This is a genomic window from Tabrizicola sp., from assembly GCF_016793705.1.
Taxonomy (GTDB): domain Bacteria; phylum Pseudomonadota; class Alphaproteobacteria; order Rhodobacterales; family Rhodobacteraceae; genus Tabrizicola.
The window spans coordinates 21,572-32,000 of the sequence record NZ_JAEULO010000053.1 but is presented as its reverse complement, the minus strand read 5'-3'; the positions used below and the strand labels follow the sequence as shown (position 1 = coordinate 32,000).

The following is a 10,429-nucleotide window of genomic DNA, read 5'->3' as shown; positions in this document are numbered from 1 at the left end:
TTACGCCAGTTCCTGCCCAAGGGCGCCGACCTCCGCCAGTTCAGCCAGCGCGACTTGGACCACATCGCCAGGCTCATGAACAACCGGCCCCGCAAGACCCTGGGCTGGAAAACACCCGCCCAGGCCCTCGCCGAAGAAATCGAAAAGGCGACCGCAAGTGTTGCAGTTGGAACTTGAGTTAACCCTACCTTAACGGGATCGAACAACTATCTGACACAGCTATGTTTTCGCAAAATGTCCACCGTGGACACTATTGCCGCAGGATCAGCTTCCGGCCGTCGAACTCCATCCGGAACTGCCCCAGATAGTCCATCCCCAACAGCGACTGGTCCAGCTCCCCCTCGGTCACGAAGGCCCCGAACCCCTCGTTCCGGAACGGCCCGAGCTCGACCAGCGGCAGCGTGACCCGCGCCGTCCGGACCACCCCGTTCGCCGTCGTCGCCTGCCCCCGGAAAGAAAGCCCCGCCAGGTCGATCCCCAGCCGCCCGGCATCCCTCGCCGACAGCACCATCCCCGAGGCCCCGGTATCGACCATGAACGGCACCCCGGTCCCGTTGATGAGGAGCGTCAGATAGTAATGCCCGTCCGCCGCCCGCGGCACCTCGACCGCCGCATCCCCGGCGACCTCCTGGATCGGCATCACGTCGCGCCGGATGTCGGACCACAGCCCATAGCCCGCCATCACCCCCACGAAGATCAGCCCCCAGGCCAGCGCCATCCGCAGGGCCTGACCCATCCGCTGGCGGAACTCCACCATCACCCAGCCGCCAAGCGCGGCCAGGATGATTGCCAGATAGCCCACCCGGGCCAGGGTCTCGCCGTCCATCGGTTCCTCCGGTTTCGGCAGATATGGGGGCAGGGCGCCCGCTTGGGAAGGTCAGCCGATCAGCCCCGTGCCCCGCACTCCGTCGATCACGAACTGCACCGACAGCGCGGCCAGCAGCATCCCCAGAAGCCGGGTGATCACGATCACCCCGGTCCGGCCCAGCATCCGCTCCAGAGGCGGCGAGGCGAGGAGGAAGGCATAGGTCACGGCCATCATCGCCAGCATCAGCCCCAGGACCGCAATCGTCCCGCCCCAGCCCGGTCCCGACTGGCCGACCAGCAGGATCACCGAGGCGATCGCCCCGGGTCCGGCGATCAGGGGTGTCGCCAGCGGGAAGACCGAGGGGTCATGGTCCGGCTCCGCCTGCTGCCCCTCGCGCCGCTGGGTCCGGCGTTCGAAGAGCATGTCGAGTGCGGTGAGGAAAAGAAGGATGCCGCCCGCGATGCGGAAGGCGGGCATCGAGATGCCGATGAAGGTCAGGATCGTCTCGCCTGCCAGCCCGAAGAGCAGGAGCAGCGCCGCCGCGATCAGGCAGGCCCGCCGCGCCATCGCCTGCCGTCTTTCGGGGCCCATGCCCCGGGTCAGCGCGATGAAAAGGGGCACGAGGCCCGGCGGGTCGATGACCACGAAAAGCGTGGCGAAGGCGGTGATCAGGAAGGCGGTCTCGGGCATCGGGCCTCCGGGGTTGGGGCAGGGTAGGCGGGGAGCCGCCGTCTGGGCAAGCGGAACCTGCGGGACCGGGGGGGCAGCCTCCCGCCACCCAGCGGCAGGTAAGGGCAGGGGCAGGGGCATTGTTTTCAGTTTTGCAACCGATATGTACATACAGATTGTATTGTGCGTATATACACTTCCTCAGGCAGCGGCGAGGTCCAGCTTCTCCTGCGCGGCCATCCACAGCGCCTCGGCCTTGTCCAGCGCTTCCATCAACTCGGCGTATTTCCGGTTCCAGGTTTCCAGCTCGCCCTTGCGGGCATCCTCGTAAAGCTCTGGATCGGCGAGCTTCACGGCAAGCTTGTCTCGCATCTCGTTCAGCTTGCCCAGCCGGTCCTCGCATCTGCGGACCTCGGCCTTGAGCGCGAGCATTTCGTCCCGGCTGGCTTTCCTGGGCTTTTCAACAGGTTTTGCAGATATCTTTACATCCTCGTCACCAGCCAACAACTGCCGGCGATAGGCTTCCAGGTCCTCGGTATAGGGCGTGACCCCGCCACCCTTCACCAACCAGAGCCGGTCGGCCACCAGCCCCAGAAGGTGCATGTCATGGCTGACCAGGATCACGGCGCCGGGGTATTCGGTCAGGGCTTCCACCAGCGCCTCGCGGCTTTCGATGTCGAGGTGGTTGGTGGGTTCGTCGAGGATCAACAGATGCGGCGCGTCGATTGTTGCCAGAAGCAGCGACAATCGCGCCTTTTGTCCACCGGAGAGCCGTGCGACGACGGTGTCGGCCTGATCGGCCATCAAGCCGAATCCGGCCAGTCTGGCACGCAGCTTCGGCTGACCCTCGGCAGGCCGCAGGCGCATGATATGCTGCAAGGGCGTCTCGTCCAGGTGCAGCTCGTCCACCTGATGCTGGGCGAAATAGCCGATCCGCAGCTTGGAGGAGCGGGAAATCCGACCCTCGGATGCTTGAAGTTTTCCCGACAACAGCTTGGAAAGGGTAGATTTTCCTTCGCCATTCTTGCCCAGAAGCGCGATCCTGTCGTCCTGGTCGATGCGCAGGTTCAGCCGGCGCAACACCGGTGGCCCGCCATAGCCCACCGCCGCACCGTCGAGGTTGATGATCGGGGGCGCCAGTTCCTCGGGCTTCGGAAAGGTGAAGACCACCTTCTTCGCCTCTTCCGGCGCGGTGATTGGGGTCAGCTTCTCCAGCATCTTCACCCGGGACTGCGCCTGCACGGCCTTCGACGCCTTGGCCTTGAAGCGGTCGACGAAGCTTTGCAGATGGGCGCGCCGGGCCTCGACCTTCTTCGCCTCGGCCTGCAACACGGCGCGGCGTTCGGCCATCTGGCGGGCGAACTGGTCGTAGCCGCCCTGCCAGTAGGTGAGCTTGCGGTTGTCGAGATGCAGGATGCCCTGCACCGCGCGGTTCAGAAGGCCGCGGTCGTGGCTGATGATCAGCACGGTGTGGGGGTATTTCTGGAGGTAGCTTTCCAACCACAGCGCGCCTTCAAGGTCGAGGTAGTTGGTCGGCTCGTCCAGCAGGAGATAGTCAGGCTGGGCGAACAGCACGCCCGCAAGTGCCACCCGCATCCGCCAGCCGCCGGAGAAGGCGGAACAGGGCATGAGCTGCTCCTCAGCATCGAAGCCCAAGCCCTTGAGAATGCTGGAGGCCCGGCCCTCCGCCGACCATGCGTCGATGTCGGCAAGACGATGCTGGATTTCGGCGATCCGGTGCGGATCATGCGCGGTTTCCGCCTCGGCCATCAGGGTGGCACGTTCGGTATCGGCGGCCAGCACCGTGTCGAGAAGCGAGGTTTCCGAGGACGGTACTTCCTGCGCCACACCGCCGATCCGGGCGCGCTGGGGCAGGGTGATCGCACCGCCTTCCAGCGCCAGCTCGCCCCGGATCAACCGGAAGAGCGTGGTCTTCCCCGCACCATTGCGGCCGACAAGGCCGACCTTGTGGCCGGTCGGGATGGTGGCGGAGGCGCCCTCGAACAGGGGGCGGCCCTCGACGTTGTAGGTGATGTCCTCGATCTTCAGCATGGGGCGCGGATTGCACCATGCGGCGGGCGGCGTCAATCGCCCCGGTCAGTCCATCAGGCCGACGAGGAGGTCGGCGGGCCAGCTTCTGAGAGCGACGAGCGGCTGGTCGCCGTCCTCGGAGAAGACAAAGACGTTCAGCTGGTCGGCATGGGTCGTCATCCGGCAGAAGCGGTCAGGCGCGGCAAGCGGGACCGGGCAGACCGGCAGGTCTATATGCGGCACGGCGGCCTCGAAATCGGCGTAGGTGAGCGGGATGAAATCCTCGGCGGCGGCCAGCGAGGGCAGGGTGGCGGCAATGGCGAGGATGGCGAAACGTAGCATCGGACTCTCCAGCTGTTATATTCCGAGTGTTTCAGTCTGGATTGTCGAAGGGAAGATGGCAGCCTGTCGCAGCCCATCTTTTCAAGCCCGCGCGCGCGTGATAGCAGCCCGACCATCCGAAAAGGGCCAGGACGGCCCCAAATGATGGAGAGCCCGATGGCCACCGAACGTACCCTGTCGATCATCAAGCCCGATGCGACCAAGCGCAACCTGACCGGCAAGATCGTTGCCAAGTTCGAGGAGGCGGGCCTGCGGGTTGTGGCCTCGAAGCGGATCCACCTGACGCCCGCGCAGGCCGGTGCCTTCTACGCCGAGCACAAGGAGCGCGGCTTCTACGGCGAGCTTTGCGCCTTCATGGCGTCGGAGCCGGTGGTGGTGCAGGTGCTGGAAGGCGAAGGCGCGATCGCGAAGAACCGCGAGGTGATGGGCGCGACCGATCCGGCCGCCGCCGCCGCTGGCACGATCCGCAAGGATTTCGCGCTGTCGAAGGGTGAGAACTCGGTCCATGGTTCGGACAGCGAGGCTTCGGCCGCGCGCGAGATCGCGTTCTTCTTCTCGGGGCTTGAGCTGGTCGGCTGATCGTCTGCCAAGACTATGAATCGGCCCGGTCGCCTGACCGGGCCGTTTTCGTTCGAGGGTGGGGTCAGGATGCCTGCCATCAATTATCGCATAATCAGTATTATGTAATTTATTGCTGACTGGAAACTCCGCAATCGCCGCGATATGACGCCTGCGAGCCGTTTGGAGCCTGCCCCATGTTCGACCGTTCGATCAAGATCGCGCCCTCCATCCTGGCCGCCGATTTCGCCAACTTCGGTGCGGAATGTCGCGCGATAGAGGCTCAGGGCGCGGACTGGGTGCATGTCGACGTGATGGACGGACATTTCGTGCCGAACCTCACCTTCGGCCCGGCGATGTGTGCCGCGCTCCGGCCGCATATCAAGGGTGTGATGGATGTCCATCTGATGATCTCGCCGGTGGATGCCTATCTGGAGGCTTTCGCCAAGGCCGGTGCTGATGTCATCAGCGCCCATGTCGAGGCCGGGCCGCACATTCACCGCACGCTGCAAGCCATTCGTGCGCTTGGGAAAAAGGCTGGCGTGGCCATCAACCCCGGCACGCCGGTCGAGGCGGTGGCCGAGCTTCTGGACATGGTCGACATGGTCTGCGTGATGACGGTCAACCCCGGTTTCGGCGGCCAGAGCTTCATCGAGAGCCAGATCCCCAAGATCGCCCGGTTGCGGCAGTTGATCGGCGACCGGCCGGTGCATATCGAGATCGACGGCGGGATCACCACCGCAACGGCGCCCCTGGTCGCGAAGGTCGGGGCGGACGTGCTGGTCGCAGGCTCGGCGGTATTCAAGGGCGGTTCGGTCGACAACCCGGCCCCCTATGGCGCGAACATCCGGGCCATCAGGACGGCTGCGGAGGCGGCGCTCGGCTGAGCCCTGCGCTTCGCGCCACCGCATCTTCAGGTCGCAAGGGCCGGAAACAGATGACAATTTCCGTCATCGGCACGTTTTGACGGCCAAATCACGGTGCGAGGCGTAGACAAGCCAAGGAAACCGGCCTTATCTCACGTCCAAGTTCCGATTGCCTTTGCGTCAGCCACAACCGGCGCGGGCAGAACGGGCAACAGGGATACCAACCATGACCGAGACCACACTCCTGGCACTGCTGAACCGGATCGCCGCCTCATCCAGCATCGACGACGCCTGGGCGGTATCCACCGGCTATTTCGCCGCTCTGGGCTTTTCCCGGGTGAACTATGGCTTCACCCGGTTCAAGCACCTGAAGACGATCGGCGACCCGGAAGATGCGCTGTACCTGTCGACCTGCGATGCCGACTACATCAAGCGCTATTTCCAGGGCGGCTTCTACGCCAAGACCCCGGTCTTCCGCTGGGCCGAGCACAATTCGGGCGCCTGTACCTGGTCCTGGGTGAAGGAAGCCTTCGAGGCCGGGCGGCTGTCGGCGGAAGAGGCGGAGGCCGTGCGTCATAATGCGGCGATGGGAATCGTGGCCGGGATCACCGTCAGCTTTCCTGAGGTCTCGTCGCGCTCGAAGGGCGCGCTGGGGCTGATCGCCGATCCCGGTCTCGGCCCCGAGGCGGTCGACGCGCTGTTTGCGGCCCGCAAGGACGAGATTCTCGCGGTGGCGAACATGATGCACCTGACCATCGTGCATCTGCCGCAGCTGTCGCGCCACCGGGCGCTTTCCCCCCGCCAGCGCGAAGCGCTGGAATGGGTGGCCGATGGCAAGACCACGCAGGATGTGGCGCTGTTGATGGGTGTCTCGCCCGCGATGGTGGAAAAGCACCTGCGTCTTGCGCGCGAGGCGCTGGCGGTGGAGACCACGGCGCAGGCGGTGGCGAAGGGCGCGCTTCTGAACATGATCTTCCAGCGTCTGCCCGAAGTGGCCCAAGCCGCGCGATAGGTAGGGTTTTCCCCACTCGCCGCCCGCCGTTCGGCATGGGATGAACATCAAGTGACCCAAGGGAAACCGAAGGTCGCGCGGACCGGCGGGTTCTGGCCGGCTCTGGTTCCTTTGCTCCCTCAGGCCGGTATTGCTGCGGCCGACTTCACGTTCTGTTTCGCCGACCCTCATCCCCTTGGGCCGGAACAGGACTGCACGGCGCGGTTCATCCCCGGAACCGCGCCGTTTTCATGTCCAGCAGGTGCCAAAGAAATAAGGCCGGCGCGTTCCCGCACCGGCCCCCTGCCCTGCCTTGCGGGCCGGATCAGCCCTGAAGCGCCTTCGCCACTTCGGCGGCGAAGTCTTCCTGTTTCTTCTCGATGCCTTCGCCCACCGCGACGCGGGCGTAGCCGGTGATCTCCACCCCCGCTTCCTTGGCCGCGGCTTCCACGGTCAGGTCGGGGTTGATCACGAAGGCCTGGCCCAGAAGCGTGTTCTCGGCGAGGAACTTCTTCATCCGGCCCGGGATGATGTTGTTGTGGATCACCTGCTCGGGCTTGGGCTTCTGCGAGGCCGCGTTCTCTTCCAGCGCCTTTGCGGTCTGCACCGCCAGCTCACGCTCCACCACCGCCGGGTCGAGGGTGGCTTCCGACAGCGACAGAGGCGCGGTCGCGGCGATGTGCATCGCGAACTGCTTGCCGATCTCTTCCGCCTTGGCCTTGTCGCCCTTCAGCGCGACGAGGACGCCGATCTTGCCCATGCCCGCAGTCGCCGCGTTGTGGACATAGGAGACGACGGTGTCGCCCTCCAGCACATGCAGGCGGCGGAAGGTCATGTTCTCGCCGATGCGGGCGATGGCTTCCTGGATCACGGTGTCGACCGACTTGCCGTTCAGATGCGCGGCCTTCACCACCTCGACCGAGTCGCCGGTGGTCAGCGCCACGTTGGCCACGTCACGGACCAGCGCCTGGAAATCCTCGTTCTTGGCGACGAAGTCGGTTTCCGAGTTGATCTCGATCGCCACGCCCTTGCCGTTGGTGACGGCGACGCCGATCAGCCCTTCGGCGGCGACGCGGTCGGCCTTCTTGGCGGCCTTGGCCAGGCCCTTGGTGCGCAGCCAGTCGACGGCGGCTTCCATGTCGCCCGCAACCTCGGTCAGCGCCTTCTTGGCATCCATCATGCCTGCGCCGGTCGCTTCACGCAGTTCCTTCACCATCTGGGCGGTGACAGTCATGGTCTTTCTCCTTGGAATGGATAGCCCGGCGGGAGAGGCCCGCCGGGTGAAAGTCTGGTGACGAACGGGCCGATCAGGCCTCGGCTTCGGCGACCGCCTCTTCTTCCGGGGCCGCTTCCAGCGCGCCGAGGTCGACGCCCGCCGCGCCCATCTGGGCCGACATGCCGTCCAGCGCGGCACGGGCCACGAGGTCGCAATAGAGCGCGATGGCACGCGCCGCGTCGTCGTTGCCCGGGATGACGTAGTTCACGCCCTTGGGCGAGCAGTTGGTATCGACCACGGCGACGACCGGGATGCCCAGCTTCTGCGCTTCCAGCACGGCAAGGTCTTCCTTGCCCACGTCGATGATGAAGATCAGGTCCGGGGTGCCGCCCATCTCGCGGATGCCGCCCAGCGAGGCGGTCAGCTTGGCCTGGTCACGTTCCATGCCCAGCCGTTCCTTCTTGGTCAAGCCTTCGCCGCCCGCGCCCAGGACCTCGTCCAGGTGCTTGAGGCGCTGGATCGACTGCGAAACGGTCTTCCAGTTGGTCAGCGTGCCGCCCAGCCAGCGGTGGTTCATGTAGTATTGCGCGCACTTTTCAGCGGCTTCGGCGATCGGCTTCTGGGCCTGGCGCTTGGTGCCGACGAAGAGGATGCGGCCGCCCTTGGCGACGGTGTCGCGCACGACCTTCAGCGCCGCGTCCAGCATCGGGACGGTCTGGGTCAGGTCGATGATGTGGATGCCGTTGCGGTCGCCATAGATGAACTCGCCCATGCGGGGGTTCCAGCGGGCGGTCTGGTGGCCGTAGTGAACGCCAGCTTCCAAGAGCTGACGCATGGAGAACTCGGGGAGCGCCATATCGTATCCTTTCCGGTTTCGCGCCTCGGCAGGTGATTTCAGGGTTGCCCCCAACCGGTGGACCTGACGGGATTTCTCCCCGACAAGGCCCGCACCTGCCTGTGAAGTGCGCGCCCCTTAGCCCGCCTCGCCGCCGATTGCAAGGCCCCGCAGTCCCCGCCGCTTCCTCCTGGCGGAAATACTCCCGCCGGAGGCATCCGCTATTTCCCCTTGCGCGGGCTTTGCCGGTTGGGCAATCAGGGCGCGTGACGCCCGACATCCTCTGCATCGGTTCGGTCCTGTGGGACATCATCGGCCGCTCGCCAACCGCGATGCGGCTCGGCTCGGACGTGCCGGGCCGGATCACCCGGTTGCCGGGCGGGGTGGCGATGAACATCGCAATGACCTTGCGGCGGTTCGGAATGACCCCGGCGCTTCTCACCGCCATCGGGCGGGATGCCGAGGGCGACGAACTGGTCGCGGCCTGCGACCGGCTGGGGCTGGTGACAGGGCATGTCTACCGCTCCGACGACCTGCCGACCGACCGCTACATGGCCATCGAGGGCGCGAACGGGTTGATCGCCGCCGTCGCCGACGCGCATTCGCTGGAGGCGGCCGGCGACAAGATTCTCCGCCCGCTCGCCGATGGCCACCTCGGCACGGCAGAGGCCCCCTGGTCCGGCCCCATCGCGCTTGACGGCAACCTGACCGAAAGCCTTCTGGCCGAGATCGCCGCCTCCCCCCTCTTCGCGCAGGCCGACCTTCGGGTGGCCCCGGCCTCGCCCGGCAAGGCGGGCCGCCTGCTGCCGCTTCTCACCCATCCCTCCGCCACGCTCTACGTCAACCTCGAAGAGGCCAACATCCTCGCCCGCAGCGAGGCCAAGACTGCCCCGGAGGCCGCCGAGGCGCTGCTCGCCCGCGGCGCGGGGCGGGTGCTGGTGACAAACGGCGGAAACCCCGCCGCAGAGGGTCGCAAAGATCGGGGCGTCATCGAGGGCCAGCCTCCGCAGGTGCTCGTGACCCGCGTCACCGGGGCGGGCGACACCTTCATGGCGGCGCATCTCGTGGCCGAACGCCGGGGCGCTGCGCGGCAAGAGGCGCTGGACGAAGCCCTGCGCGCTGCCGCCACCTATGTATCCGGAGACATCGGCTCATGACCCTGCCCGCCACCCTGCCCCTCGCTCTCTCGCCCGAAGTCGCCGAGGCCCATGCCAAGGGCGCCCCCATAGTTGCGCTGGAAAGCACGATCATCACCCACGGGATGCCATTCCCACAGAATGTGGAAACAGCGCGCCGGGTGGAGGCCGAGGTTCGCGCCCATGGCGCCACCCCTGCCACCATCGCGATCATCGACCGCCAGATCCATGTCGGCCTGACCGAGACCCAGCTCGACGCACTGGGGCAAGCGAAGGACGTGGCGAAGCTCTCCCGCGCAGACCTTGCCGCCTGCCTTGCCACCGGCGGCACCGGCGCCACTACCGTCGCCGCGACGATGATCTGTGCCCATCTGGCCGGGATCAGGGTCTTCGCCACCGGCGGTATCGGCGGCGTCCATCGCGGGGCCGAGACCAGCTTCGACATCTCAGCCGATCTGCGCGAACTGGCCGAAACCCCCGTCACCGTGGTTGCGGCCGGGGCGAAGGCGATCCTCGACCTGCCGAAGACGCTGGAATATCTGGAAACGCTGGGCGTGCCGGTCATCGCCTTCGGTCAGAAGGATTTCCCCGCCTTCTGGTCGCGCTCCTCGGGCCTGAACGCGCCCTTGCGCATGGACAGCGCCGCCGACATCGCCGCCGCCCACCGGATGCGTGCACGTCTCGGACTGCCGGGTGGCCAACTGGTCGCCAATCCGATCCCGGCGGAAGCCGAAATTCCGCGTGCCGAGATCATGCCGCAGATCGAGACCGCGTTGACCGAGGCCGAGGCGAAAGGCATTGCCGCCAAGGCCGTGACCCCATTCCTCCTGCAACGCATCTTCGAGCTGACCGAAGGCCGCTCGCTGACTTCCAACATCGAACTTGTGCTGAACAACGCCCGGCTCGGGGCGGCGATTGCTCGCGAGTTGGCCATGCAGGGCTGAAATTCCCGTGCGAAGGCCCCGGCACCATTGCGC

General features: G+C 66.1%; 11 protein-coding genes and 1 pseudogene. 6 read left to right on the top strand and 6 right to left on the bottom strand.

What is annotated here, in order from left to right; all coding sequences use genetic code 11:
- Window positions 1-177, top strand: a pseudogene (locus JNJ68_RS15075) (IS30 family transposase); the annotation flags it as partial.
- A gap of 73 nt (window positions 178-250) precedes the next feature.
- Here JNJ68_RS15075 and JNJ68_RS15070 read toward each other — a convergent pair.
- The 4 genes from JNJ68_RS15070 to JNJ68_RS15055 all read right to left on the bottom strand — a co-directional run bounded on the left by JNJ68_RS15070 (window position 251) and on the right by JNJ68_RS15055 (window position 3,850).
- The gene (locus tag JNJ68_RS15070; RefSeq protein ID WP_294983315.1) at window positions 251-826 is read right to left on the bottom strand and encodes a TIGR02281 family clan AA aspartic protease; all 576 of its coding nucleotides are present in this window, start codon (window positions 824-826) and stop codon (window positions 251-253) included.
- 51 nt (window positions 827-877) lie between these two features.
- Complete coding sequence (locus tag JNJ68_RS15065) at window positions 878-1,498, bottom strand: MarC family protein (RefSeq protein ID WP_294983314.1); 621 nt, start codon at window positions 1,496-1,498, stop codon at window positions 878-880.
- A gap of 180 nt (window positions 1,499-1,678) precedes the next feature.
- Window positions 1,679-3,529: an ABC-F family ATP-binding cassette domain-containing protein gene (locus JNJ68_RS15060; protein ID WP_294983312.1), complete on the bottom strand. Its 1,851-nt coding sequence runs from the start codon at window positions 3,527-3,529 to the stop codon at window positions 1,679-1,681.
- A 45-nt stretch (window positions 3,530-3,574) separates the two neighbouring features.
- Window positions 3,575-3,850: a hypothetical protein gene (locus JNJ68_RS15055; protein WP_294983310.1), complete on the bottom strand. Its 276-nt coding sequence runs from the start codon at window positions 3,848-3,850 to the stop codon at window positions 3,575-3,577.
- A 156-nt stretch (window positions 3,851-4,006) separates the two neighbouring features.
- Between JNJ68_RS15055 and ndk the strand changes: the two genes are divergently transcribed.
- The 3 genes from ndk (at window position 4,007) to JNJ68_RS15040 (ending at window position 6,286) form a co-directional block, all read left to right on the top strand.
- Window positions 4,007-4,429 carry a nucleoside-diphosphate kinase gene (gene ndk, locus JNJ68_RS15050; RefSeq protein WP_294969479.1) on the top strand — a complete coding sequence of 141 codons (423 nt, stop codon included), beginning with the start codon at window positions 4,007-4,009 and terminating at the stop codon, window positions 4,427-4,429.
- A gap of 176 nt (window positions 4,430-4,605) precedes the next feature.
- A complete protein-coding gene (gene rpe, locus JNJ68_RS15045; RefSeq protein ID WP_294983309.1) occupies window positions 4,606-5,295 on the top strand; it encodes a ribulose-phosphate 3-epimerase in 690 nt (229 codons plus the stop codon).
- 205 nt (window positions 5,296-5,500) lie between these two features.
- The gene (locus JNJ68_RS15040; RefSeq protein WP_294983308.1) at window positions 5,501-6,286 is read left to right on the top strand and encodes a LuxR family transcriptional regulator; all 786 of its coding nucleotides are present in this window, start codon (window positions 5,501-5,503) and stop codon (window positions 6,284-6,286) included.
- A 304-nt stretch (window positions 6,287-6,590) separates the two neighbouring features.
- Here the strand turns inward: JNJ68_RS15040 and tsf are convergent, their stop codons facing one another.
- Both tsf and rpsB read right to left on the bottom strand, forming a co-directional pair.
- Window positions 6,591-7,499 carry a translation elongation factor Ts gene (gene tsf, locus JNJ68_RS15035; protein ID WP_294983307.1) on the bottom strand — a complete coding sequence of 303 codons (909 nt, stop codon included), beginning with the start codon at window positions 7,497-7,499 and terminating at the stop codon, window positions 6,591-6,593.
- A 73-nt stretch (window positions 7,500-7,572) separates the two neighbouring features.
- Window positions 7,573-8,337: a 30S ribosomal protein S2 gene (gene rpsB, locus JNJ68_RS15030; RefSeq protein WP_294983306.1), complete on the bottom strand. Its 765-nt coding sequence runs from the start codon at window positions 8,335-8,337 to the stop codon at window positions 7,573-7,575.
- A gap of 245 nt (window positions 8,338-8,582) precedes the next feature.
- On the opposite strand from rpsB, the gene JNJ68_RS15025 reads away from it, so the two are divergent.
- Both JNJ68_RS15025 and JNJ68_RS15020 read left to right on the top strand, forming a co-directional pair.
- Window positions 8,583-9,473, top strand: a complete 891-nt coding sequence (locus JNJ68_RS15025) for a PfkB family carbohydrate kinase (RefSeq protein ID WP_294983304.1) — start codon at window positions 8,583-8,585, stop codon at window positions 9,471-9,473.
- Entirely contained in the window at window positions 9,470-10,396 is a 927-nt protein-coding gene (locus tag JNJ68_RS15020) for a pseudouridine-5'-phosphate glycosidase (protein ID WP_294983302.1), read from the top strand. The genes JNJ68_RS15025 and JNJ68_RS15020 overlap by 4 nt, the downstream gene beginning before the upstream one ends.
- The last annotated feature ends 33 nt before the right edge of the window (window positions 10,397-10,429 follow it).

Coding starts and splice junctions, on each gene's coding strand:
- JNJ68_RS15070 (WP_294983315.1), bottom strand. CDS start 826: ATGGACGGCGAGACCCTGGCCCGGGTGGGCTATCTGGCAATCATCCTG.
- JNJ68_RS15065 (WP_294983314.1), bottom strand. CDS start 1,498: ATGCCCGAGACCGCCTTCCTGATCACCGCCTTCGCCACGCTTTTCGTG.
- JNJ68_RS15060 (WP_294983312.1), bottom strand. CDS start 3,529: ATGCTGAAGATCGAGGACATCACCTACAACGTCGAGGGCCGCCCCCTG.
- JNJ68_RS15055 (WP_294983310.1), bottom strand. CDS start 3,850: ATGCTACGTTTCGCCATCCTCGCCATTGCCGCCACCCTGCCCTCGCTG.
- ndk (WP_294969479.1), top strand. CDS start 4,007: ATGGCCACCGAACGTACCCTGTCGATCATCAAGCCCGATGCGACCAAG.
- rpe (WP_294983309.1), top strand. CDS start 4,606: ATGTTCGACCGTTCGATCAAGATCGCGCCCTCCATCCTGGCCGCCGAT.
- JNJ68_RS15040 (WP_294983308.1), top strand. CDS start 5,501: ATGACCGAGACCACACTCCTGGCACTGCTGAACCGGATCGCCGCCTCA.
- tsf (WP_294983307.1), bottom strand. CDS start 7,499: ATGACTGTCACCGCCCAGATGGTGAAGGAACTGCGTGAAGCGACCGGC.
- rpsB (WP_294983306.1), bottom strand. CDS start 8,337: ATGGCGCTCCCCGAGTTCTCCATGCGTCAGCTCTTGGAAGCTGGCGTT.
- JNJ68_RS15020 (WP_294983302.1), top strand. CDS start 9,470: ATGACCCTGCCCGCCACCCTGCCCCTCGCTCTCTCGCCCGAAGTCGCC.